The sequence below is a fragment of the Streptomyces showdoensis genome (assembly GCF_039535475.1).
Taxonomy (GTDB): Bacteria; Actinomycetota; Actinomycetes; order Streptomycetales; family Streptomycetaceae; genus Streptomyces; species Streptomyces showdoensis.
Window position 1 is genome coordinate 2,429,962 of record NZ_BAAAXG010000026.1, and the last position, 24,143, is coordinate 2,454,104.

At 72.2% G+C, this 24,143-nt stretch carries 19 protein-coding genes and 1 riboswitch; of the genes, 15 read left to right on the forward strand and 4 right to left on the reverse strand.

Annotated elements, in window-relative coordinates; all coding sequences use genetic code 11:
* Nucleotides 1-32: 32 nt before the first annotated feature.
* The 3 genes from ABD981_RS24135 to ABD981_RS24145 form a co-directional block, all read right to left on the reverse strand.
* Complete coding sequence (locus ABD981_RS24135; protein ID WP_046910151.1) at nt 33-683, reverse strand: dihydrofolate reductase family protein; 651 nt, start codon at nt 681-683, stop codon at nt 33-35.
* Between the two features lie 118 nt (nt 684-801).
* Nucleotides 802-1,509 carry a hypothetical protein gene (locus ABD981_RS24140; protein WP_205628253.1) on the reverse strand — a complete coding sequence of 236 codons (708 nt, stop codon included), beginning with the start codon at nt 1,507-1,509 and terminating at the stop codon, nt 802-804.
* 17 nt (nt 1,510-1,526) lie between these two features.
* Nucleotides 1,527-3,854, reverse strand: a complete 2,328-nt coding sequence (locus ABD981_RS24145; RefSeq protein WP_046910149.1) for a YfhO family protein — start codon at nt 3,852-3,854, stop codon at nt 1,527-1,529.
* 136 nt (nt 3,855-3,990) lie between these two features.
* On the opposite strand from ABD981_RS24145, the gene ABD981_RS24150 reads away from it, so the two are divergent.
* The 4 genes from ABD981_RS24150 to ABD981_RS24165 all read left to right on the forward strand — a co-directional run bounded on the left by ABD981_RS24150 (nt 3,991) and on the right by ABD981_RS24165 (nt 7,174).
* A complete protein-coding gene (locus ABD981_RS24150; protein ID WP_046910169.1) occupies nt 3,991-4,953 on the forward strand; it encodes a glycosyltransferase family 2 protein in 963 nt (320 codons plus the stop codon).
* Nucleotides 4,950-5,453: a GtrA family protein gene (locus tag ABD981_RS24155; RefSeq protein WP_240495372.1), complete on the forward strand. Its 504-nt coding sequence runs from the start codon at nt 4,950-4,952 to the stop codon at nt 5,451-5,453. The genes ABD981_RS24150 and ABD981_RS24155 overlap by 4 nt, the downstream gene beginning before the upstream one ends.
* Nucleotides 5,454-5,534: 81 nt before the next feature.
* Nucleotides 5,535-6,173, forward strand: coding sequence for a SurA N-terminal domain-containing protein (locus ABD981_RS24160; protein WP_046910148.1), 639 nt, complete (start codon nt 5,535-5,537; stop codon nt 6,171-6,173).
* Nucleotides 6,174-6,199: 26 nt separating this feature from the next.
* Entirely contained in the window at nt 6,200-7,174 is a 975-nt protein-coding gene (locus ABD981_RS24165; protein WP_046910147.1) for a nucleoside triphosphate pyrophosphohydrolase, read from the forward strand.
* Between the two features lie 88 nt (nt 7,175-7,262).
* On the opposite strand, the gene ABD981_RS24170 is transcribed toward ABD981_RS24165, so the two are convergent.
* Nucleotides 7,263-8,474 carry a globin domain-containing protein gene (locus ABD981_RS24170; protein ID WP_240495371.1) on the reverse strand — a complete coding sequence of 404 codons (1,212 nt, stop codon included), beginning with the start codon at nt 8,472-8,474 and terminating at the stop codon, nt 7,263-7,265.
* 101 nt (nt 8,475-8,575) lie between these two features.
* Between ABD981_RS24170 and ABD981_RS24175 the strand changes: the two genes are divergently transcribed.
* The 11 genes from ABD981_RS24175 to ABD981_RS24225 all read left to right on the forward strand — a co-directional run bounded on the left by ABD981_RS24175 (nt 8,576) and on the right by ABD981_RS24225 (nt 24,114).
* Nucleotides 8,576-12,211, forward strand: a complete 3,636-nt coding sequence (locus ABD981_RS24175; protein WP_046910146.1) for a LamG-like jellyroll fold domain-containing protein — start codon at nt 8,576-8,578, stop codon at nt 12,209-12,211.
* A 35-nt stretch (nt 12,212-12,246) separates the two neighbouring features.
* Nucleotides 12,247-13,503: a cytochrome P450 family protein gene (locus tag ABD981_RS24180; protein WP_046910145.1), complete on the forward strand. Its 1,257-nt coding sequence runs from the start codon at nt 12,247-12,249 to the stop codon at nt 13,501-13,503.
* Nucleotides 13,504-13,617: 114 nt separating this feature from the next.
* Nucleotides 13,618-14,652, forward strand: coding sequence for a LysM peptidoglycan-binding domain-containing protein (locus tag ABD981_RS24185; protein ID WP_046910144.1), 1,035 nt, complete (start codon nt 13,618-13,620; stop codon nt 14,650-14,652).
* A gap of 257 nt (nt 14,653-14,909) precedes the next feature.
* Nucleotides 14,910-15,084: riboswitch (cyclic di-AMP (ydaO/yuaA leader) on the forward strand.
* 3 nt (nt 15,085-15,087) lie between these two features.
* Nucleotides 15,088-15,816, forward strand: a complete 729-nt coding sequence (locus ABD981_RS24190) for a LysM peptidoglycan-binding domain-containing protein (RefSeq protein WP_046910143.1) — start codon at nt 15,088-15,090, stop codon at nt 15,814-15,816.
* Between the two features lie 295 nt (nt 15,817-16,111).
* Complete coding sequence (eno, locus tag ABD981_RS24195) at nt 16,112-17,398, forward strand: phosphopyruvate hydratase (protein ID WP_046910142.1); 1,287 nt, start codon at nt 16,112-16,114, stop codon at nt 17,396-17,398.
* Between the two features lie 97 nt (nt 17,399-17,495).
* Nucleotides 17,496-17,966, forward strand: a complete 471-nt coding sequence (locus tag ABD981_RS24200; RefSeq protein WP_046910141.1) for an FtsB family cell division protein — start codon at nt 17,496-17,498, stop codon at nt 17,964-17,966.
* Nucleotides 17,967-17,983: 17 nt separating this feature from the next.
* On the forward strand, nt 17,984-18,607 hold the full coding sequence (locus ABD981_RS24205; protein ID WP_046910140.1) for a DUF501 domain-containing protein: 624 nt from the start codon (nt 17,984-17,986) through the stop codon (nt 18,605-18,607).
* A complete protein-coding gene (locus tag ABD981_RS24210) occupies nt 18,604-19,524 on the forward strand; it encodes a Ppx/GppA phosphatase family protein (RefSeq protein WP_046910139.1) in 921 nt (306 codons plus the stop codon). The genes ABD981_RS24205 and ABD981_RS24210 overlap by 4 nt, the downstream gene beginning before the upstream one ends.
* A gap of 380 nt (nt 19,525-19,904) precedes the next feature.
* On the forward strand, nt 19,905-21,290 hold the full coding sequence (locus tag ABD981_RS24215) for an NAD(P)/FAD-dependent oxidoreductase (RefSeq protein ID WP_123954884.1): 1,386 nt from the start codon (nt 19,905-19,907) through the stop codon (nt 21,288-21,290).
* A 168-nt stretch (nt 21,291-21,458) separates the two neighbouring features.
* Nucleotides 21,459-22,799, forward strand: coding sequence for an SAM-dependent methyltransferase (locus ABD981_RS24220; RefSeq protein WP_046910137.1), 1,341 nt, complete (start codon nt 21,459-21,461; stop codon nt 22,797-22,799).
* 112 nt (nt 22,800-22,911) lie between these two features.
* Nucleotides 22,912-24,114, forward strand: coding sequence for a phospholipase D-like domain-containing protein (locus tag ABD981_RS24225; RefSeq protein WP_046910136.1), 1,203 nt, complete (start codon nt 22,912-22,914; stop codon nt 24,112-24,114).
* The last annotated feature ends 29 nt before the right edge of the window (nt 24,115-24,143 follow it).

Here is a 24,143-nt window from a genome sequence, read left to right on the forward strand (position 1 = left end):
ATGTACATGGCTACTATTTTCGGGTCGGCGGCTCACTTCCGCCAGAACAGGTGGTGCACCACCCCGCTCACGCTCGGCACCACCTCCAGGTGAAAGCGGTCCCGCAGCTCGTCCGGCGACTCCCACAGGCGGATCCCCGAGCCGAGCTCCACCGGCGCGACCGCGATGTGCATCGCGTCGACCAGGTCCGCGTCCAGGAACTCCCGCACCGTGCTCACCCCGCCGCCGAGCCGTACGTCCTTGCCGTCGGCGGCCTTGCGGGCCTGGTCGAGGATGTCGGCCGGGTCGCCGCCGACGAAGTGGAACGTCGTGTCGGAGAGGGTGATCGAGGGGCGCTCGTGGTGGGTCATCACGAACACCGGGGTGCGGAACGGGGGCTCGTCACCCCACCAGCCCTGCCACTCGTGGTCCTGCCACGGCCCGCGCTGGGGGCCGAACTTGTTGCGGCCCATGATCTCGGCACCGATGTTCCGCGCGAAGTCCCGGGTGAAGTAGTCGTCGAGGCCCCGGCTCCCGCCCGCGTCCGTCCGCATCGGCCAGCTCGCGGTGGCCCCCGCCCACGCGAACAGGCGCTCCGCGTGCGGGAGGCCGAACGGGGACTCCAGGCTCTGGAGCTGGTCCGGTCCCGCCCCGATCCCGTCCCTCGACACGTTGAAGTTCATGACTCTCAGCAGCTGGCCCATGGGTCCGCGCCCGCCTCTCCTCGTCGGTCCTGTCGCATCCTGGTGCGGGGAAGTGCCCCACACCAGGACGTCGAACGGGGCGTGTCGGAATCGACAGGCCGACGGGTGCGGCCGGCCGCTACGAGCCGGGCGGCAGGAACTGGCGGGTCAGGGCGAAGGCGGCCGTCGCGGTGGAGAGGAGCGTGTTGATCCGGCCGAGGACGCGGGCCGTCCGGTCCTGGTCCTGGCCCTCGACGGCCGAGGCGAGGTCGTCGGCGTACTCCCGCGCGCGGACCGCCTCGTCGGGCGTCGCGGTGTCCGCGTCCGCGCGCAGGGCGTGGATCAGCTGCTGGTGGGAGATCTGGGCCCCCGCGTTGGTCTGGTTCCCGTAGCCGCCGTGGGCGACCGACTGCCGGCTGTTGACGTTCGCCACGATGAAGCCGCCCGAACCCGAAGAGATGTTCACGCCCTCGCCCCCCGTCCAGATGAACTTGCTCCGGTATTCGGCCCAGCCCTTGCGCGTCACGCTGTAGCTGCCGAAACTCCAGCCCCTGACCTTGATCAGCTTGTGCTTGAGGGGCTCGTTCAGGATGAGCAGGACGTCCGCCCGGTTCCACTCCTGCTCGATGAAGTAGGACCGCATCGACACGCTCGGCCCCGGGTTCGTGGCCCTCCGGCAGATCGCGCGGAACGCCTGCCCCTGGTACGTCTCCAGCTGACCCGGGGCGAGCGACGGCTCCGGCAGCTTCCAGCGGTGCACCAGCCCGCGGATCCATGCGAACAGTGCGTAGATCGCCGAGCAGGCCAGGGCGATCACGACCACGGCCTCGATCGTCACACCTGTCATCCTCCCCCGAGCAGACGTCAAGTGAGGGCATGGTAGAGGGAGTTGCTCTCCGACGGGTCTTGTTTCGGCACGGCTGTCCCGCGCGCCGCCCGGGTCCTGGCCGTCGTCCACGCCACCCACAGCGCCAGCAGCACCGCCGCCGCCCCGCCCACGCCCAGCCCGGCGCGCAGGCCCGGCGGCCGGAAGGAACAGGTCACCGAGGTCCGGCCGTCGGCGGGGGTCGCGACCAGGCCGCCGTACGCGTCGGCCGGGCGGTCCTCGCAGTGCCAGCCCGCGATGCGGGGGGCGGCGAGGACGACGGTGCCGCGGGTGCCGGGGGGCAGGGTGGCGCGGAAGCCGGTGGAGGTGACGGTGATCGTGGTGGGGGCGGTGGAGCGGAGTGCGGCGACGGCCGTCCGCAGCCGGGTGTGGTCCAGGCAGGCCAGCTCGCCGCGGTGGCCGCGGCCGGTGAGGACCGGGGCGGAGGGGCGCGCGGGGGTGCCCAGGGAGGTCAGGGCGGCCCGCCACTTGAGGAGCTGTCCGCGCAGCTTGACCGTGCGGTCGCCGAGCCGGGCGGTGCCGGTGAAGTCGGGCGCCCACAGGAAGGTCTCGGTGCCGGGGCGGCAGGCGCCGCCGGGGCCCGGGGGCTCGTAGACGCGGGCGCCCAGGAGGCGTTCCTGGTTGCGGAAGGGTGAGGGGCCGTAGACGGGCGGCGGGCCCGGGGGCCGCACCGTGACGAGGGGCGCGGCCGGCCCCGTACGGACCACGGCGCCGTCCCGCCACCGGGCGCCGACGGCGAACAGGGCGTCGGTCACCGGGTTGTCGAGGCTCTGGAGGTTGCGCCCCCGCGAGGTCCAGCCGCCGCCGAGGGCCGCCAGGGTGCGGGTCAGCACGTCCGGGGTGAGGCTGCTGTAGTAGGCGGCACCCTGCCCGCCGAGCAGCATCGGCTCGTTGCCGGTGACCTGGGGGCGGCCGGAGTCGGTGCGGTACGCGGGCCAGCCGTCGGCCTCGGCGAGCGCGGCGGCCCGGCGGGTGTCGGCGGCGCTCCAGGCCGGGTAGTCGTCGAGCCGGGCGAGACGTTCCTTGTCGCCCCAGGCCGTCGTGGCGGCGGCCTGGGCGACGAGGACGGCGGCCAGGACGAGGAGGGCGGGCCGCCCGCGCCGCACCAGGAAGGGGGCGGCGAGGCCGGCCGCGAACAGGGCCCAGCCCACGCCGGTCGCCTGCGCGCTGCCCACGGCGGGCAGGGCGAGGAGGAGGATCAGGGCGGTGCCGCCGAGCAGCGCCCGCCGCTCCGGGAGGCCGTCGGCGACGGCCTGCCAGGCGGCGAGCACCAGGACGCCGGTCAGGACGAAGGTCTGGCGGTACGGGCTGCCGTTCGGGGTGGCGAAGACGTGCCACACCAGGTGCGTCGGGCCCCACTGGAAGGAGAGCGCGACCGCCGCGGCCAGCAGGGGCCACCGCCAGGCCGGGCCTTCGCGGCGGAAGAGCAGGGCGGCGGCGAGGACCGGGACGACGGTGAAGACGAAGAGGGCCGGGGTGGAGAAGCCGTAGGTGGCGGGCATCAGGCGGGCGGCCAGGTCCGCCCCGTCGGCCGCCGCGAAGTCACGGACGACGCCCGGATGGGCGTGCCGGGTGCCGAGGAAGACCGGCAGCAGCAGGGGCGCGCTGAGGCCGACGCCGAGCAGGACCGTGACCGCGCCCCGCAGCAGGGTCCGCCAGTGCGGGGCCGTGACGAGGAGCACGAGGGCGGCGCCGAGGGTCGCCATGTAGGCGGTGTAGAAGTTCGCGGTCCAGCAGACCGCCACGACGAGCGTCCCGAGCAGGGGCCGGCGCCCCTCCCGTACCCACACCCCCACCAGGCACAGCAGCGGGAAGGCGATCAGGCCGTCCATCCACATCGGGTTGTAGACGGCTTCCAGGAGCGCCCAGCCGCACAGCCCGTACGCGGCGCCCAGCAGGCCAGCCGCCCACCAGACGCCGGGGCGGATCCGCAGCAGCGCCCAGGCCATCGCCGCCGCGGCGGCCGCCGTCTTCAGGACGGTGATCGCGTACAGCGCGTAGGCGAGGTCCGCGCGCGGGAAGAGGGCGACGAGCGGGGCGAAGGGGCTGGTCAGATAGGTGCCGAGGTCGGGCAGGAAGCTGCTGCCCCAGCCGGACCGCCAGTTCAGCAGGAGCCCGCCGTCGGCCCGGCCGTGCAGCAGGTCCCACAGGTGCGCGTGGAACGGCAGGAACTGGTTGGCCAGGTCGTTGACGCCGCGCCGGTGCCGGCCGAAGGGGAAGGTGCTCGCGACCGCGTCCCCCGCGCACACGGCGAGCACGGTGAGCAGGGCGGCGAGCCCGGCGGCACGCGGAATGCGGATCTTCATCGTGTTCCGAATATGGCAGCGGGAAGAGGCGTGAAGGGGTGAAATCGGGGGAGGGCGAGGTCAGTTCATTCAATGGTCGCCTCCCCGTCACCGCTCGAATCCGGCGCCGACATCCGCACCCGTTGTCGTGGCGTGCGTGCTGCTCTCGATCGTGGTCCCGTGCTTCAACGAAGAAGAGATCATCGGTCGCTTCCACGACCATGTGACGAAGGAACTCTCCGGTTTCGACGGAGAATTCGAGATCGTCTACGTGGACGACGGAAGCCATGACCGTACGCTGCCGCTCCTGGAGGGGATCGCCGCGCGCGACCCCCGGGCGCGCTACGTCTCCTTCAGCCGCAACTTCGGCAAGGAGGCCGCGATGCTGGCCGGCCTCCAGCACGCGGGCGGTGACGCCGTCGTCATCATGGACGCCGACCTCCAGCACCCGCCGGAGCTCGTGCACCGCATGGTGGCGCTGCACGCCGAGGGGTACGACCAGGTCATCGCCCGCCGCACCCGCACCGGCGACCGGGTCACCCGCACGCTGACCGCCCGCGCCTACTACTGGGCGATCAACCGGCTGGTGGACGTCGAGCTTGTCGACGGCGTCGGCGACTTCCGGCTGCTTTCCCGCCGTACGGTCGACTCGATTCTGGAACTGACCGAATACAACCGATTCTCCAAGGGGATCTTCGCCTGGGTCGGATTCCGGACGACGACCTTCGCGTACGAGAATGCGGTACGGGAGGACGGGCGTTCGAAATGGACGTTCGGAAAGCTGCTCAACTACGGACTGGACGGCCTTCTCTCCTTCAACAACAAGCCGCTGCGGGCCGCCGTCTATCTCGGAATGGCGCTGGTCTCGGTGGCTTTCGCGTACGCGGCCTGGATCGTCGGTGTCGCCCTGGTGAACGGGGTGGAGACCCCCGGCTATGTCACCCTGCTCGTCACGGTCACGGCGCTCGCCGGCGTGCAGATGGTGATGCTGGGGCTCGTCGGCGAGTACGTCGGACGCATCTACTACGAGGTCAAGCGCCGCCCGCACTTCCTGGTGAAGGCCACCAACGCGGCCGTCCCCGCCCAGCGCGCCCGCGACAAGGAGCTCCTGCGCCGATGACGACGCCGATGACGACGCCGCCGACGCCGCCGACGACGCCGCCGACGACGGCCACGACCCGGCCGACGCCGCCGGCGGCCCGCACCGCCGTCACCTGGCAGGTGGTGCGCTTCGCCCTGGTCGGGGCCGTCAACACCGGCACGTACTACGGCCTCTACCTGCTGTTCGGGCTCCGGCTCCCGTACATCGCCGCCCATGTCCTGGCCTTCGCGCTCTCCATGGTCGGCTCCTTCTTCCTCACCTCGTACTTCACCTACCGCACCCGCCCGACCTGGCGGAAGTTCCTCCTCTTCCCCCTCACCAACGCCGCCAACTTCGTCATCACGACCGTCGGCGTCTACGTCCTGGTCGACCTCCTCTCGGTCGACAGCACCTACGCCCCCCTGATCGCCGCGGCGGCCGCGATCCCGGTCACCTTCCTGCTCTCCCGGACGATCATGCTGGGACCCGACACCACCCGAACACGTGAGTCGTTGACCGAAACAGTCGCTTCCAAGTAGTGGCCCGGGCCACGGCGACTGCCTAACATCGATCACCGCACGGTCGTCCCACTGACGCACGACCCACGCCGGGAGGCTCCTTTGCACCGCCGCACCGCGCTCTCCGTCTCCGCCGTCGCCCTGCTCGCCGCGGCCCCGCTCCTCACCGCCTGCGGCAGTGACGCCCATCCCGGGGCGGCGGCGGTCGTCGGCGGACAGCGGATCGAGGTCTCCAGCCTGCAGGCCCAGGTCGAGGACGTGCGGGCGGCCCAGCAGGCCTCGCCGCAGTCCGCGCAGCTGATCAAGGAGACCGGCGACCTCAACCGGCGCAAGCTGCAGGGCATGATCTTCGACCGGGTCGTCGACCGGGTCGCCGCGGACAACGGGGTCACCGCCGGCCGCGGGGAGATCCAGCGGGCCCGGAACGACTTCGCCCGCCAGAGCGGCGGCGAGCAGCAGATGGCGGCCGTGCTGCTCCAGCAGCAGGGGGTCGCGCCCGGCCAGATCGACGACGTCGCCCGCCGGGCCGTCCTCATGAACAAGATCGCCGAGAAGCTGGGCGTCACCAACACCCCCGAGGGCCAGAAGAAGCTCGCCGACGCCTTCGGCCAGGCCTCCAAGGCGCTGAGGATCGACGTCAACCCGCGCTACGGCAGCTGGGACGACGAGAAGATCGAGCTCGGCACCTACACCGCGCCCTGGGTGCGGCAGATCAGCAAGGCGCCCGAGCAGAGCCTGTGAGCGGCGGGCCGGGGTAGGTTCGAGGGGTGAACGCCCAGAACCCTGACCCCGGCCGCATCGTCCTGCTCACCGCCAGCCACCGCGTCGCGCCCGGACTGCTGTCCTGGCCCGCCTGGCAGGCGCTGCGCGCGGCCGACCGGGTGCTGTGCCCGGACGCCGGCCACCCCCAGCTGCCGTACCTGCGCGAGGCCGGGGTCGACGTCGAGCTCCTGCGGCCCTCCGCCCAGGAGCTGGTCGAGGCGTGCGCCGGGGGCCGGACCGTCCTCGTGCTGCCGTCGGGGGAGGGGGACGCGGCGCTGACCGACGGCCTCGCCCGGCTCGCCGGCTCCGGCCGCGTCAGCATGCCCGACCTGGAGCTGCTGCCCGGCTCGTACGACCTTCCCGGGGCCCGGCTGCTCGACCTCGTGCAGGTCATGGACCGGATCCGGCGCGAGTGCCCCTGGTCCTCGCAGCAGACGCACAAGGGGCTCGCCAAGTACGGCATCGAGGAGGCGTACGAGCTCGTCGAGGCGATCGAGGACGGGGACCGGGAGGCGCTGCGCGAGGAGCTCGGCGACGTGCTGCTCCAGGTCGTCTTCCACGCCCGGATCGCGGAGGAGGACGCGGAGGAGCCGTTCTCCGTCGACGACGTGGCCGGGACGATCGTCGAGAAGCTGATCCACCGCCATCCGCACGTCTTCGGCGACGCGACCGCCGAGACGCCGGAGGAGGTCAAGGAGCACTGGCTGCGGACGAAGGCCGCCGAGAAGCGGCGGGATTCCGTCACCGACGGGGTGCCGCTCGGGCAGCCGGGGCTCGCGCTCGCCGCGAAGCTGGCGGGCCGGGTGCGGACGGCCGGGCTCGACGTGGCCCCGCCCACGGGGGGCGGCATCGGATACGAGCTGCTCGCCCTGGCGGTACGGGCGGAGGCCGCCGGGGTCGACCCGGAGGCGGCCCTGCGGGCGGCCGGCCGGCTCTACCGGGACGCGATCCGCGAGGCGGAGGGCCTCGGCACCGCGTAGGGCGAGGGGCTCGTGCGCGGGGCGTTCGGGAGGCGTGGCCCCGGGGCCCGGGCGGATGTGCTCCCGGGCCGTTCGGCGGCCCCGGGGCTCAGACTTCGCGCGGGGCGCGGGCGTCCGGGTTGTGCCAGTGGAGCGGGGGCGGTTCGATCAGCCACTCCGCGTGGGTGTTCGGGCGCTTGGTGAAGCGGCCCACGGCCGGGAGCGTGTCGTGGAAGACGCGGGCCGGGTCGGTGCCGAGCTCCTCCAGCTCCTCGGCCACCTCGCCGAGGAAGCCGGGCGGGCCGGCCAGGTAGACGTCGTGGGCGGGCCAGTTGACGGACGCCCGCAGGGCCTGGACCAGGCGCTCGGTGGCCTGGTCGCGGGGGCGGCGGGGCGCGGCGGTGATGTAGGTGACGTGCAGGCCCGGTATGAGGGAGCGGAACCGCTCGGCGTCCGGCTTCCCGTACAGGTACTCCTTGGCGCGGGCGACGACGAACAGGCGCCCCTCCAGCTCGGGTTCGTCCTCGGCCGCCTCCTCCAGGAGGGCCCGCACGGGCGCCCAGCCGGTGCCGGCGGCTATGTAGGTGCGGGGTTTGCCGGGCGGGGTGCGGGCGGTGAGCGCGCCGCCCGGGGTGCTGAGCCGCAGGGTCTCGCCGACCCGGAGCCGCTCGGTGAGCGCGGTGCTCATCAGGCCGTCCGCGACCCGGCTGACGTGGAGGTCGAGGGTGCCGTCGGGGCGGGGCGCGTTGGCGAGGGAGTAGGTGCGCCAGACCCGGGGCACGTGGAGGCTGCTGACGCTGGCGTACTGCCCGGCCAGGTACGGGTAGGGGCGGCGGGGCCGCAGGGTCAGCAGGGCCAGGTCGTCCCCGTACCGCCGGTGGCCGACGACGTCGGCGTCCCACCAGGCGGGCTGCCCCTCCTCCTCGGAGGCGGCGGCGCCGGCCGTCATCAGCTCGGCGACCCGCCCGTACGCCTCGGTCCAGGCCTTCTCGGCCTCGATGGTCCAGGCGGGTCCCGAGGCGTGCGCGAAGGCGGCGAGCAGGCTGGCGCCGACGGCGGTGTAGAGGGCCGGGGTGGCGAGGAACTTGCGGTGGTCGCGGCCCAGTTCCCCGAGGTAGTGGGCGAGCCTCGGCTCCTCCAGGTGGGTCACCACGTGGGTGAGGGCGGCGAAGAGCCGGTCGCGCTGCGGGCCCAGGTCCCGGGGGAAGAGCTCGCGCATGCCCGGGTTGTTCCAGAAGAGGTGCGAGTAGAAGAAGGTGACGGCGTGTTCCGCCCGCCTCTCGACGACCGCGAACGTACTTCTGAGCAACTGGGCATCCACGGGGTGAATCTAGGCCACGGGGCGTCACGTGACGATCACAACCTCAGGGACTGGAGGCGGAATTCCTGCTTCCCGTGAGGGGGGCGTCTAGGTTTTCGATCATGAAACGTTTCCGCAGTGGACATGACGATCACGGAGCCGGACGACATAGCGGGGGCCGTCGCCCGGGAGCCTGGCCGGTCTCCCTCGCCGCCCTCGCCGTTCTCGTCCCCCTCGTTCCCGCGCTCGGCCTCGGCGCCGCCGCGCCCGCCGCCGCCGGCGGCACCCGGATATCCGCCGACGGCGACCTCGGCACCCAGCAGGTCCTCTTCCGCTCCGGAACGGCCGGCTACGGCTGCTTCCGCATCCCGACCCTGGTGAAGACGGCCAAGGGCACGCTCCTCGCCTTCGCCGAGGGCCGGACCTCCCCCTCGTGCGCGGACCGCGGCCCCATCGACATCGTGATGCGCCGCTCCACGAACGACGGCCGCACCTGGTCCCCGATCCGGACCGTCCTGTCCGGCACCGAGAGCGACCCGGACGCCCCGCACGTGCGCGGCAACCCCTCGCCGGTCGCCGAGAAGGACGGCGCCGTCCTCCTCCTCTCCAACTCCGAGACCTCCGCCCCGGTCAGCACCCGCATGTCCTGGGTGCAGCGGAGCGACGACGACGGCCTCAGCTTCGGCGCCCCGCGGGCCATCCCGCGCCTGACCACGAGCGGCAAGAAGTGGTTCGGCACCGGACCCTCGCACGGCATCCAGCTCCAGGAGGGCCCGCACGCCGGGCGCCTGGTCGTCGGCGCCTACGAGACCGCGAGCGACACCGCCGGCGCCGAGGACCAGCGGGCCGGCGTCCTCTACAGCGACGACAAGGGCGCGACCTGGACCGCGAGCGTCACCGAGAACTCCTTCCTGCGCGCCAAGGACCTGCCCGCCCTGCCGCCCGGCGCCACGGCCGACACCCCGGTCGCCAAGCCCGGTGAGCCGGTGGTGGCCGAGCTGCCCGGCGGCCAGGTCTACGTGAGCGCCCGCAGCCCCTACGACGTCCGGGTCAGCGCGACCGACGCCACCCAGGTGGAGGGCCACCGCACCCACTCCGTCGGCGTCGACGACACCACCGGCGCCCTGAAGGTGCCGAGGTTCCAGCACACCCGGGGCTGGAAGGGGCCGGACGTCCAGGTGGGCCTCCTCGCGCCCCGCCAGACCTACCGCACCCGGCCCGGGGACCTGCTCCTCATGTCGACCCCCTCGCACATGACGCTGCGCCAGGGCATGCGGATCCGCTACTCCGACAACGGCGGCACCACCTGGCAGGACGCCCCCGGCGGTCAGGTCGCCAAGGTGCCGGGCGACCGGGCCGGCTACTCCGACCTGGCCGAGCTGTCCGCCGGCGAGATCGGCATGGTCCACGAGGGCGGCCGGTCCTTCTCCGCCGAGCACATCTACTTCACCCGCTTCGCGGTCGGCGAGCTCGGCCTCCCCGGCGGCTTCGCCGCCAAGGGCTCCGCCCTGCCGCAGACCTCCCCGGCCGCCGGCCGGACCAGCCCCGACACCACCGCCGAGGCCCACGACGGCTACCTCGGCAGCGGGGCCGTGCTCGGCGCGGGCGCCCGCTTCGGCACCCGGAGCTTCGGCCAGGGCCTCCAGCTGGACGGCGGCGCCGACGGCAACGCCGGCTCCGCCGACCTGCCGTACGCCCCCGGGCTCGACCCGGGCGCCGGGGACGTCACGTACTCCCTCTTCTTCAGGTACGACGCCACCGCCGCCACCCCGCAGCAGACGCTGCTGTGGGCGTACGGGGTCGGCGACCCCCGGCCGCAGGTCTGGGTCCGGGTGCAGCCGCAGAACGACCAGGTCATGGCCCGGGTCGAGGGCGACTCGGGGCATCACGTCACGCTGACCCTCAAGGCGCCCGCGCACCCCACCGCGAAGGCCTTCGGCGACGGCCTCTGGCACCACCTCGTCCTCAGCCGCCAGGGCTCCGCGGTCACCCTCCGGGTCGACGACCTCGTCGCCCAGGACACCCGCACCGACGTCGGACGGCTCGCCCCGGCGCGCACCGAGGACCCGGCCGGCATCCGGCTCGGCGACAAGCCGGGCACCGACGCCAACGACGGCTTCACCGGCACCCTCGACGAGTTCCGGCTCTACGGCGCGGTCCTGTCGGACGCCGAGCGGGACGCGCTGCGCGGCGCGAAGCCCGAGGACGTGGCCCCGGCCGCGCTCCGGGCCCACCTCCCCTTCGAGGCGGTCGACACCGCCGACCCGGTGGCCCTGGTGAACACCCGGATCCAGGACGACGTCTCCGGCCACTGCGCCGACGGCACCGTCCTCGGCACCACCAGCACCGAGGGCGCGGTCGTCAAGGGCCGCATCGGTTCCGGGGCCCTGGCCGTCGGCCCGAACCTGCCGGGCGTGGAGGTGCCCTACGTCCCCGCCGTCGACAACGGCACGGGCGAGTTCACCTTCGCCCTCTGGTTCCGCTACGACTCCACGGCCAACCCGCAGGACGCCGCGCTGCTCTGGGCGTACGGATCGACCTCGGGCAAGCCCTCGCTGTGGGTGCGGGCCAAGCCGTCCGCCGACCGGCTGACCGCCCGCCTGGAGACGGCCGGGGCCTCGGTCCCGGTCGACGTGATCGACACCAGGGCCGACCGGGCCGCCTTCGGCGACAACGCGTGGCACCTGCTGACGCTGACCCGCAGGAAGGCGGCCCCGGAAGCCGCCGCGACCACCGTCACGATGCGGGTCGACAACGGCAGCCCCACCACCGTCGAGGGCCTGACCGGCTCCTTCACGGACGGCATCGCCGCCCCCGAGGGCTTCCGGGTCGGCTCCAAGCCCACCGGTACCGACGTCCTGACCGGCGAGCTCGACGACTTCCGCTACTACAAGCGGGCGCTGTCGGCGACCGAGGAGACCGGCCTCTACAACACGGCCGTCGGCGGATCGAGCGCCCCGCGCGACCCGTACGTCTGGTGGAACATGGACGGCAACCACACCGAGCAGCACCTGGTGGCCCGGCCCGCCGACGACCCGGCCGCCCGTGCCACCCCCGACGCCTCGCGGCACTGCGGCCACGGCATCGTGCGGCCCGGCGCCACCGTCACGGACACCGGCGCCAAGTTCGGCCGCAGCCTCGACCTCGACGGCGCGACCGGCAGCGTGGAGCTCCCCTACGGGGAGGACCGGGCGCTCGGCTCGGGCGACTTCACCCTGGCGACCTGGGTGCGCTTCCGGCAGGCCGACAACACCAGCCCGGTGCTCGCCTGGGCGTACGGGACCGGCACCTCGGAACGCCAGCTGTGGATCCGCGCGATGTCCCAGGAGAACAAGGTCGTCGCCCACGTCCAGACCGACCGGGGCATCACCAGCCTGGAGGCCGCGGCCCCGGCCGGGACCGTCTTCGGCGACGGCACCTGGCGGCACGTCGTGCTGCGCCGCGCGGGCGGCACGCTGACCCTGTCGGTCGGCGACGGGACCGCCGTCCGGTCCGTCGCGAGCGGTGCCGTCGCCGGGTCCCTGACCGTCGAGGACGGCTTCGACGTGCGCGGCTTCCGGCTCGGCGCGCGTCCCGACAGCACCGGCGCGGACAAGGACCGGCTGAAGGGCTCGCTGGACGAGTTCACGCTGGTCCGGCGGGCGCTGTCGGACACGGAGATCACCGCCGTGGGCGGGCCGCTCCCGGTCGACAGCGCCACCGCGGTCCGGCTGGCCTTCGACCAGCTGACCGCGAAGGGGGTGTACGCCCGGCTGTGACGGGAGCCGCGGGGCGGCGGGTTAGTGTCGGGACCATGTCCGACCGACCCGCCGCCCCCGAGCTCTTCACCTGGGAGTTCGCCACCGATCCGTACCCGGCCTACGCCTGGCTGCGCGAGCACGCGCCGGTGCACCGGGCCAAGCTGCCCAGCGGGGTGGAGGCCTGGCTGGTGACCCGGTACGGGGACGCCCGGCAGGCGCTCGCGGACCAGCGGCTCTCGAAGAACCCGGCGCACCACGACGAGCCGGCCCACGCCAAGGGCAAGACGGGCATCCCGGGCGAACGCAAGGCCGAGCTGATGACCCACCTGCTCAACATCGACCCGCCGGACCACACCCGGCTGCGGCGGCTGGTGTCGAAGGCCTTCACCCCGCGCCGGGTCGCGGAGTTCGCGCCCCGGGTGCAGGAGCTGACGGACCGGCTCATCGACGACTTCGCGGAGCGCGGCAGCGCCGACCTCATCCACGAGTTCGCCTTCCCGCTCCCCATCTACGCGATCTGCGACCTGCTGGGCGTGCCGCGCGAGGACCAGGACGACTTCCGGGACTGGGCCGGGATGATGATCCGGCACGGCGGCGGGCCGCGCGGCGGGGTGGCCCGCTCGGTGAAGAAGATGCGCGGCTATCTCCTCGAACTCATCCACAAGAAGCGCGAGGCCCCGGGGGACGACCTGATCTCCGGGCTCATCAAGGCCTCCGACCACGGCGAGCACCTCACCGAGAACGAGGCCGCCGCCATGGCCTTCATCCTTCTCTTCGCCGGCTTCGAGACCACCGTCAACCTCATCGGCAACGGCGTGTACGCGCTGCTGCGGAACCCGGAGCAGCGGGAGCGGCTCCAGGACGCGCTGGCGGCGGGGGACACCGGGCTGCTGGAGACGGGCGTCGAGGAGCTGCTGCGCTACGACGGTCCGGTCGAGATGGCGACCTGGCGGTTCGCCACCGAGACGCTGACCCTCGGCGGCCAGGAGATCCCGGCCGGCGACCCGGTCCTGGTGGTGCTGGCGGCCGCGGACCGCGACCCGGAGCGCTTCGACGGGCCCGACACCCTGGATCTGGCACGCCGCGACAACCAGCATCTCGGCTACGGGCACGGCATCCACTACTGCCTGGGCGCTCCGCTGGCGCGACTGGAGGGGCAGACGGCGCTCGCGACGCTCCTGACTCGCCTTCCGGACCTGCGACTTGGGGCCGATCCGGCGGAACTGCGGTGGCGCGGCGGGCTGATCATGCGTGGCCTGCGCACGCTTCCGGTGGAGTTCAGCGCTTCCCACAAAGCCCCGCTCGGCTGACGGACCGTCAAGAATGTGATCTTCGCGTGATCTCCGCTGCATCGACTTGTGACTCACGTTCGAATGCCGCTACGTTCACCCGCAGTCTCAGCAGCCACGCGAAAGGCAGTCCGTATGCGCTCCGGGAACGGACGACACCGCAGACCCCGCCAGGCCCCCGCACTCGTCGTCGCGGCGGGCGTCACCGGCTCGGCCATGGCCCTGCCGTTGCTCGCCACCGGCTCCGCCTCCGCGGCGGACGCCCCGACCTGGGACCGGGTCGCCGAGTGCGAGTCGGGCGGCGCGTGGAGCGCCAACTTCGGCAACGGGCTCTACGGCGGTCTCCAGTTCACCCAGGAGAGCTGGGAGCGCCACGGCGGCCTGTCGTACGCGCCGAGCGCGGACCTCGCCAGCCGGGCTCAGCAGATCGCGATCGCGGACCGGGCGCTCGCCGCGGGTGACACCCAGTGGGCCACCTGCGCGCCGATCGCCGGCCTGACGAACGACGGCAGGAAGCCCGCCGTCGTCCCCGGGCCCGCGGTGAAGCCCAAGGCGTCCACCGGTCCGGTCGCCGAGTCCAACCGGACCGACGGACTGCCGGCCGGCTCCGGGGCGAGCACCACGACCCCGGCCACCCCCGTGACCCCGGCCTCCCCCTCGGCCGGCGTCACCACCCCGCCCGCGACCCCGGCCACGCCGGACGGCTCCGCGACGCCCGGCACGCCGACCGCGCCCGGTACGCCCGACACGACGGGCACGCCCGGCACGCCGGGTACTCCCGGCACTCCCGGCACGACGGATCCGGCCGCCCCGGGCACGGGCAAGCACCGTGGTGACGCGGCGCCGGAGGAACCGGGCATCCCGGACAGCACGCCCGATTCCGGGCGTCACGCGGCCCCGACTGACGGGTCGACGGATGGCGCTGCCGGTGGCGGCGCGTCGGCCGAAGGTGCGGTCACGGGGGAGAAGTCGGACAAGACGGGCAAGGCTGACGAATACACCGTCAAGCCGGGTGACAGTCTGTCGGACATTGCGCAGGAGAACGCGCTGCCCGGCGGCTGGACCGCCCTCTATGACGCCAACAAGCAGACGGTCGGCGCCGACCCGGACCTCATCATCCCTGGTCAGAGCCTTGACCTGAACGGTGAACCCGTCCCTGCGGGAGAGTAGTTCGGGGCTGAATGTCCGTTATGAGTAAGTGAGACATGGGTCTCTCTTGCCGAACTGGCGTGTCACGTCCGCAAAGTTTGCTCGGGTCGCCCCTCACCTGCATAAACACCCCTCTGAGGGGAGCAAGTAGGGGCGATTTTTCCGGGTTGATGGTCTTTGAACTTCCGCCGGGTCTATGTCTACGGTCAGGACCGCTCGCCACCGCGGGCCCCGTCGACCGGTACGCCGAATCCTGCCGCCGACCTACGGGAACAGTCGTCGCGCAAGCGCCGAAGGCAGGAGCGGGGGACCCAAGGTAAGTGCCGGCCCCGGCCGTTGAGACAGACGGCCGACGATCGGCTTGGGGTGAAGCCGCGTGCAAGGACACGCGGCCGGACAACTCATCAGGTCCGAACCCGACAGCTCACCTCGTAGGCGTCGGTGAGGAGAATTCCCATGCTGTTTTCCGGCAACAAGGGCAAACACCGTCGTCCCTCCAAGGCGACCCGCGTCGTCACCCTCGTCGGCGTCACCGGTGTCGCCGTCGCGGCCCCGCTGATGACCGCGGGCACGGCCTCGGCCGCCACCGCCTCCGAGTGGGACGCCGTCGCCGCGTGCGAGTCCGGCGGCAACTGGTCCATCAACACCGGCAACGGCTACTACGGCGGCCTGCAGTTCTCCGCCTCCACCTGGGCCGCGTACGGCGGCACCGCCTACGCCCCGACCGCCAACCTGGCGTCGAAGTCCCAGCAGATCGCCATCGCAGAGAAGGTCCTGGCCGGCCAGGGCAAGGGCGCGTGGCCGAGCTGTGGCGTGGGTCTCTCCGGCGCCGCCTACAACGGCGGCTCCTCCTCGGCGAGCTCCTCCTCCTCTTCCTCGTCCTCTTCTTCCTCGTCCTCGTCGTCGAAGCGCTCCACCGAGCAGCCGACGACCCGCAGCGAGCAGCGCCAGGCGCCGAAGACCACGTCGAAGAAGACGGTCTCCAAGAAGACGGTCACCACCCCGACCGGCAAGAAGGTCAAGAAGGGCGACGGCGAGTACAAGGTCGTCGCCGGCGACACCCTCAGCAAGATCGCCCAGGCGCACGGCGTCAAGGGCGGCTGGGCCAAGCTCTTCGAGCTCAACAAGGACGTCGTCGAGAACGCCGACCTGATCTACCCGGGCCAGCAGCTCCACCTCAAGTGAGCCTGACGACCCACCCGCGGTGACCACCCCGGTCCGGAGTGCCCTTCCCCCGTGCGCTCCGGACCGGGGTTTCCCCGTTCCGGGCCCTTCCCGGAGCCTTCGCGGGGCCCTCCCGGGTCCTTACCGATCAGTAGTAATGGGTCTTTCGTCCTCAGATGCGTGCCCTTGGGTCCTTTTTCGTCCCAGGGGGCGGGCGTCCGGCTGGCCGGAGCCCCGGAGCCGGTTAGGCTCTTGTCGCAAGGCGAAACGAGACCTTGCCGCATGCGTCACAACCAGCGTCACATCCCAGAAGGAGATGCTCGTGCCGTCCATCGACGTCGTCGTAGCCCGGGAAATCCTGGACTCCCGAGGCAACCCCACGGTCGAGGTCGAGGTCGGCCTCGACGACGGCAGCACGGGTCGTGCTGCCGTGCCGTCCGGTGCCTCCACCGGTGCGTTCGAGGCCCTTGAGCTCCGCGACGGTGACCCCAACCGTTACCAGGGCAAGGGTGTCGAGAAGGCCGTCCTCGCGGTCATCGAGCAGATCGGCCCGGAGCTCGTCGGCTACGACGCCACCGAGCAGCGTCTGATCGACCAGGCGATGTTCGACCTGGACGCCACCCCGGACAAGTCCTCGCTCGGCGCCAACGCCATCCTCGGCGTCTCCCTCGCCGTCGCGCACGCCGCCTCCGAGGCGTCCGACCTGCCGCTCTTCCGCTACCTCGGCGGCCCGAACGCGCACCTGCTGCCCGTTCCGATGATGAACATCCTGAACGGCGGCTCGCACGCCGACTCCAACGTGGACATCCAGGAGTTCATGATCGCGCCGATCGGCGCGGAGTCCTTCTCCGAGGCCCTGCGCTGGGGCACCGAGGTCTACCACACCCTCAAGTCCGTCCTGAAGACCAAGGGCCTCTCCACCGGTCTCGGCGACGAGGGCGGCTTCGCCCCGAACCTGGACTCCAACCGCGCCGCGCTCGACCTCATCGTCGAGGCCATCAAGCAGGCCGGCTACGTCCCGGGCAAGGACATCGCGCTCGCGCTCGACTGCGCCGCCTCCGAGTTCTACAAGGACGGCAAGTACGAGTTCGAGGGCAAGGCCCGCTCGGCCGCCGAGATGACCGAGTACTACGAGGAGCTCGTCGCCGCGTACCCGCTGGTCTCCATCGAGGACCCGCTGTTCGAGGACGACTGGGCCGGCTGGAAGGTCATCACCGACAAGCTCGGCTCCAAGGTGCAGCTGGTCGGCGACGACCTGTTCGTCACCAACCCCGAGCGCCTCGCCCGCGGCATCGAGGAGGGCTCCGCCAACGCCCTGCTGGTCAAGGTCAACCAGATCGGTTCGCTGACCGAGACCCTGGACGCCGTCGAGCTGGCCCAGCGCAGCGGCTTCAAGTGCATGATGTCGCACCGCTCCGGCGAGACCGAGGACGTCACCATCGCCGACCTCGCCGTCGCCACCAACTGCGGCCAGATCAAGACCGGCGCCCCGGCCCGCTCCGAGCGCGTCGCCAAGTACAACCAGCTGCTGCGCATCGAGGAGATCCTCGACGACGCCGCGGTCTACGCCGGCCGCAGCGCCTTCCCGCGCTTCAAGGGCTGACACCCGCACTGATCCGTACGTCCCCGCACTCGGTCCCGTACCGTGTGCGGGGACGCGCGTTTGAACAGGGTCGGCAGCACAAGGGGAGGCGTACGACATGGCCGTGAAGGACCGGGACCGGTTCTCTACCGCGACCCGGATCAGGCTGCTCGGCGAGCAGACCGCCGCCCGTGTCTACCGCTCCCAGACCCGCCGTCAGGCCCGCCGCTCCCGGCTCACCGGCCGCGCGGCCTTCCTCGCCCTGGTGGTCTGCTCGCTCGTGGTGGCGCTCGCCTACCCGATGCGGCAGTACGTCTCCCAGCAGGGCGAGATCGCCGACCAGCAGCGCAAGTCGGCCGAGGCGGCCCAGCGGGTCGAGGAACTGCGGGACGAGAAGGCCCGCCTCCAGGACCCCGCCTACGTGCGCCGACTGGCCCGCGAGCACCTGCACTACGTGATGCCCGGCGAGACCGGCTTCACCGTGAACGACCCGGACGCGGAGCACCGGCCCCGCACCGACCAGGGCGCGACGGACCGCCCCTGGTACGACAACCTGTGGGACGGCGTGGACAACGCCGACCGCCACTGACCAACCCAGGATCCATGATGGAAACGCCCCCTCCGCAGACCGCACGCACCGAGCCGACCGACGCGGACGTCGCCGCGTTCGAGGCCCAGCTCGGCCGGCCGCCCCGCGGCCTGCGTGCCATCGCGCACCGCTGCCCGTGCGGCAACCCGGACGTCGTCGAGACCGCGCCCCGGCTCCCCGACGGCACGCCGTTCCCGACCACGTACTACCTGACCTGCCCCCGGGCGGCCTCGGCCATCGGCACCCTGGAGGCCAACGGGGTCATGAAGGAGATGCAGGCCCGGCTCGCCACCGACCCGGAGCTCGCCGACGCCTACCGGGCCGCGCACGAGGACTACCTCGCGCGCCGCGACGCCATCGAGGTCCTGGAGGGCTTCCCGAGCGCCGGCGGCATGCCGGACCGGGTCAAGTGCCTGCACGTGCTCGTCGGCCACTCGCTGGTCGCCGGCCCGGGCGTGAACCCCTTCGGCGACGAGGCCCTCGCCATGCTGCCCGAGTGGTGGGCGAAGGGCCCGTGCGTGGCGCCGTGCGCGACGCCGGAGGGTTCCGAGGAGTCCAAGGAGGAGGACGGCCGGACGGGGGAGCGGTCCGAGGACGGCCCCGTCGCCACCCAGCCTGCCGACGGGGAGGGGGCCGCGTGACCCGGGTCGCCGGAATCGACTGCGGCACCAACTCCATCCGCCTCCTGGTCGCCGACGTGCACCCGGAGACGGGCGAGCTGATCGAGCTCGACCGCCGGATGACGATCGTCCGGCTCGGCCAGGGCGTCGACCGGACCGGGCGGCTCGCCCCCGAGGCCCTGGAGCGGACCTTCGCGGCCTGCCGGGAGTACGCGGCCGTCATCGAGGAGTTCGGGGTCGGCACCGACCGGCTGCGCTTCGTCGCCACCTCCGCCTCCCGCGACGCCGAGAACCGCGCCGACTTCGTGAACGGGGTCGTCGGGATCCTGGGCGTCGAGCCCGAGGTCATCACCGGCGACCAGGAGGCCGAGTTCTCCTTCACCGGCGCCACCGGCGAGCTGCGCGGCGACGACCGGCGCCTGGTGGTGGACATCGGCGGCGGCTCCACCGAGTTCGTCGTCGGCAACCGGCACGTCGAGGCGGCCCGCTCGGTCGACATCGGCTGCGTACGCCTGACCGAGCGGCACGTGCGGCACGACCCGCCGGCCGCGGAGGAGATCGCCGCGATCCGCGCCGACGTGCGGGCCGCGCTGGACCTGGCCGCCGAGGCCGTGCCGATCGGCGAGGCCGAGACCCTGGTCGGACTGGCCGGCTCGGTCACCACCGTCGCCGCCATCGCGCTCGGGCTCCCGGAGTACGACTCCACGAAGATCCACCACGCGCGGATCTCCCGCGCCCAGGTCGACGAGGTGGTGGCCCGGCTGCTCGCCTCCACCCACGACGAGCGGGCCGCGATCCCGGTGATCCACCCCGGCCGGGTCGACGTGATCATCGCCGGCGCCCTGGTCCTCGCCGAGATCATGGAGCGCACCGGCGCCGCCGAGGTGGTCGTCAGCGAGCACGACATTCTCGATGGGATCGCGCTATCCGTCGCATAGCGGGCGCCTATGAGGCCTGACGGGGGCCCCTGGACGACGTGCCGTCGGAAAAGTTCGTGAAGTTCTTCACAAGAGAAAGGGCCCTGATGGCGCCCGAGGAGGGCCTTTGGTCCCTCCGAGGGGGTTCTCGGGGCCCTTTCGCAGGCGTGGAGGCCACTTCGCTCGATGTTTCCATCGTGTGAACGCACCCCATGGTTCCGCGTTGCGTAAGGCTCTCCGGACCAGTTCACAGGGGGTGAACAACGTCCACGGGCACCCCCTGGTTCCTTTGCTGGACCATGACCTGGGTCACGTGGGCGGCGGAGTGTAGCAGAGCACCCCGACAAGCTTGTGAAGGGGCGCACGAGCAACCCCCCTGGCAGGGGTGGATACTCGGATGCATGAGCACCACGGAGCGTCCCAGGATCCTCGTAGTAGGCGGCGGGTACGTAGGCCTGTACGCAGCTCGGCGCATCCTCAAGAAGATGCGCTACGCGGAGGCGACCGTCACGGTCGTCGACCCGCGGTCGTACATGACCTACCAGCCCTTCCTCCCCGAAGCCGCCGCCGGCAGCATCTCGCCGCGCCACGTCGTCGTCCCGCTGCGACGCGTCGTGCGCGGAGCGGAGGTGCTCACCGGCCGGGTCACCACCATCGACCAGGACCGCAAGGTCGCCACGATCGCGCCGCTCGTCGGCGAGGCGTACGAGCTGCCTTTCGACTACCTGGTCATCGCGATGGGTGCCGTCTCCCGCACCTTCCCGATCCCCGGCCTCGCCGAGCAGGGCATCGGCATGAAGGGCATCGAGGAGGCCATCGGCCTGCGCAACCACGTCCTCGAGCAGCTCGACAAGGCCGACTCGACGACCGATGAGGAGGTCCGCCGCAAGGCGCTGACCTTCGTCTTCGTGGGCGGCGGCTTCGCCGGCGCGGAGACCATCGGCGAGGTCGAGGACATGGCCCGCGACGCGGCGAAGTACTACCAGAACGTGAAGCGCGAGGACATGCGCTTCATCCTGGTCGACGCCGCCGACAAGATCCTTCCCGAGGTCGGCCCGAAGCTCGGCCAGTACGGCAAGGAGCACCTCGAGGGCCGCGGCATCGAGATCTACCTCCAGACCTCGATGGACTCCTGCGTCGACGGCCACGTCGTGCTGAAGAACGGCCTCGAGGTCGACTCCAACACGATCGTGTGGACCGCCGGTGTGAAGCCGAACCCGGCGCTCTCCCGCTTCGGTCTGCCGCTCGGCCCCCGCGGCCACGTGGACTGCAACGAGAAGCTCCAGGTCAACGGTCTGGACTACGTGTGGGCCGCGGGCGACAACGCCCAGGTCCCGGACCTGGCCGCGATCAAGGCCGGCGTCCCGGCCGAGCGCGCCTGGTGCCCGCCGAACGCCCAGCACGCCCTGCGCCAGGCCAAGGTCCTCGGCGACAACGTGGTGGCCGGCATGCGCGGCTTCCCGCAGAAGGAGTACGCGCACTCCAACAAGGGCGCCGTCGCGGGTCTCGGCCTGCACAAGGGCGTCGCGATGATCGTCATGGGCAAGATGAAGATCAAGCTCAAGGGCCGTCTGGCCTGGTACATGCACCGTGGCTACCACGGCATGGCCATGCCGACCTGGAACCGCAAGATCCGTGTCTTCGCCGACTGGACCCTCGCGATGTTCCTGAAGCGCGAGGTCGTCTCCCTGGGTGCCATGGAGACCCCGCGCGAGGAGTTCTACGAGGCGGCCAAGCCCGCCCCGGCGCCGGCCGCCCCGGTGCAGGAGAAGGCCAAGGCCTCGTAACCTCCCCCGAGCAAGACCCCGAAAGGGCCGTCCGCCATCCGTGGTGCGGACGGCCCTTTCGCGTGTTTTTCCGGACGCGTTGCCTTCGGGCGGGACTGGAACGGCCACCGACGGTGTTCCCTTGGTGACAAGCATTTCTGGGGCACGAGATCACGGAGGTGTTTCATCATGGCCGACGCCGCGTCGCGGCTGACCGCCCTCGCCGAGGAGCTGCTGGGAGTTCCGCTCCCCGTGCGGCTGCGAGCCTGGGACGGCAGCGAAGCAGGCCCCGCGAACGGCCCGGTGCTGATCATCCGCGACCGCCGCGCCCTGCGCCGGCTGCTGTGGAAGCCGGGGGAGCTCGGGCTCGCCCGGGCCTGGGTGGCGGGGGAGATCGACGTCGAAGGGGACCTCTACACGGTCCTCGACCGGCTCGCGGGCTTCCTGTGGGAGCGCGGCGAGGAGTCGCGCGGCCTGCTGGAGACGGTGCGCGACCCGAGGGTGCGGGCCGCCGCGGCGGCGCTGCTGAGGCTGGCCGGCCCCTTCCCGCCGCCGAAGCCCCCGCTGGAGGAGATGCGCGGCCGCAGCGGCGCGCGGCACACCCGGCGCCGGGACAAGCAGGCGATCAGCCACCACTACGACGTGGGCAACGAGTTCTACGCGATAGTGCTGGGTCCTTCGATGGTCTACTCGTGCGCCTACTGGACCGAGCAGGGGTCCCTGGAGGACGCCCAGCGGGACAAGCTGGACCTGATCGCGCGCAAGCTCGGCCTGAAGGAGGGCGACCGGCTGCTGGACGTCGGCTGCGGCTGGGGCTCGATGGCGATCCACGCGGCCCGTGAGTACGGCGCCCGGGTCGTCGGCGTCACCCTCTCCCGCGAGCAGGCCGCGTTCGCGCGCAAGCGGATCGCGGAGGAGGGGCTGACCGACCGGATCGAGATCCGGGTGCAGGACTACCGGGACGTCGAGGACGGCCCGTTCGACGCGATCTCCTCGATCGGCATGGCCGAGCACGTGGGCACGGTGAAGTACCGGGAGTACGCGGACGCGCTGTACGGGCTCCTGAAGCCCGGCGGGCGGCTGCTGAACCACCAGATCTCGCGCCGCCCGGAGCCGGACGAGGAGGCCTACGAGGTGGACGCGTTCATCGACGCGTACGTCTTCCCGGACGGCGAACTGGCGCCGATGGGGCGCACCCTGACGACCCTGGAGGACGCGGGCTTCGAGGTGCGGGACGTGGAGGCGATCCGCGAGCACTACGCGCTGACCCTGCGCCGCTGGGTGGCCAACCTGGAGGGCGACTGGGACCGGGCGGTGCGGCTGACCTCGCCGGGGAGGGCGCGGATCTGGCGGCTGTACATGGCGGCCTCGGCGGTCTCCTTCGAGCGCAACCGCATCGGAGTGAACCAGTTCCTGGCGGTGCGGACACCGGGTTCGGGCGCCTCGGGCGTGGCGCTGCGGCCGAGGGTGTGGAGCGAGTCCGGGGAGTCCCTGGAGCCCGAGGAGTCCCAGGAGCCCCAAGGGCGCTGATACGTTCGGACCTTCGGGTTCCGGAAGGCGGGGTGCCGGTGTGGACCGGCACCCCGTTCCTTCCGTGTCCTGATTGTCATGCATATGCCGCTTTCGCGCTTCAGGGGGAACCTTGCGTCGTCCCGCCCGTCTGGCACTCGCCCTGGCCGCCGCCGTCGGCCTCCTCGCGGCCTCCCCGGCCCCGGCCGGCGCCGAGCCCGCCGCCGTCACCACCACGGCCACCTTCAACGACCCGTCCGGTGACGCCGCCGCCCAGGACCGGGTCCGCGACCACATCATCGACCTCATCGGCCGGACCCCCGCGGGCGCCACCATCACCGCCGGGCTCTACACCTTCACCGACGACACCGTCACCGACGCCCTCGGCGCCGCCAAGACCCGCGGGGTGAACGTCCGGGTCGTCGTCGACCACACTTCCGTCACCATGACCGGCGGCGAGTACCCCCGGCTCGTCGCGCGCCTCGGCACCGACCGCGCCCAGGGCTCCTGGGTCTTCGCCTGCCCCGCCGGACGCGGCTGCATCGGCTCCCGCCAACTGCCCGGCGACCCCGACGGCGCCATCAACCACAACAAGTTCTGGCTGTTCTCGAACACCGGCGGCGCGAACGACGTCGTCGTGCAGACCTCCGCCAACATGACCGGGGTCCAGCGCACCGACCTCTTCAACAACGCCGTCACCATCGTCGACACCGGTCTCTACGGCATCTACCAGGACTACTTCGCCGACCTGCTCGCCCACGGCACCTCCGCGACCGGGCTCAGCCACTACTACAAGACCCCGGCGAGCGGCCCGTACAAGGCGTACTTCTTCCCGCGCAAGGAGGCCGCCGGCACCACGTACGACAACGACGCCTCCACCGACACCGTCAAGCTGATCCTCGACAACGTCGGCTGCGCCGGGGGGACGCAGATCCGGATGGCCGCCAACCTCTTCACCCGTGACGAGGTCGCCACCAAGCTGGTCGCCCTGAAGAACGCCGGCTGCTCCGTGACCCTCGCCCACGACGGAGCCCCCGGCTCCATGGGCACCACGGTCGAGTCGATCGTCTCGGGCAAGCTCACCCAGCGCGTCCAGTGCTACGAGGACCGCGGCGCCGGCGTCGCGAAGGCGGGGCTGCACTCCAAGTACCTGCTCGTCGAGGGGACGTACGACGGCGTGGCCGGCCGGAAGCTGGTGTGGACCGGCAGCCACAACTACACCTACCCGGCGCTGCGGGCCAACGACGAGACGCTGCTGAAGATCGACGACCCGGCGCTCTACGCCCAGTTCAAGGCCAACCACCAGTACCTGATGACCTACTGCGCGGGCAGCTGACCCGTACGCCGAAGGGCCGGGCTCCCCGG